The sequence below is a fragment of the Streptococcus suis genome, assembly GCF_002964045.1.
In the GTDB taxonomy this organism is placed as follows: domain Bacteria; phylum Bacillota; class Bacilli; order Lactobacillales; family Streptococcaceae; genus Streptococcus; species Streptococcus suis_U.
The window spans coordinates 1-305 of the sequence record NZ_POPB01000677.1; the positions used below are offsets into that span (position 1 = coordinate 1).

The 305-nt window shown below is 35.7% G+C and carries 1 pseudogene; it reads left to right on the forward strand.

Annotation, left to right across the window (positions count from 1 at the left end):
- Positions 1-91: 91 nt before the first annotated feature.
- Positions 92-305, forward strand: a pseudogene (locus C1E99_RS15370) (MarR family transcriptional regulator); the annotation flags it as partial.

Genomic DNA, 305 nt, shown 5'->3' on the forward strand with positions numbered 1-305 from the left:
GCTCCTCCAGCTATAGAAAGTACTTTACCTATGAATATAGGATCTAACTTTTTTGCTTGATAACCGAACTATTTATTGCTAAAATATTCTCATGAGAACTGTTGAACAATCTTTAAACGAGAACAAGCATGCACTTCACAGTCTAGTCGTCTTTCGCAGAGCAGCTAATACTATCGCAAAATCAGAATTAGAAACAATCAAAAAATACGGACTGACAGTTTGTCAGTTTGGAGTGATGGAGGCACTCTACAACAAAGGAAATCTGCGGATTCAAGACTTAATTGATAAATTATTAAGCACATCTG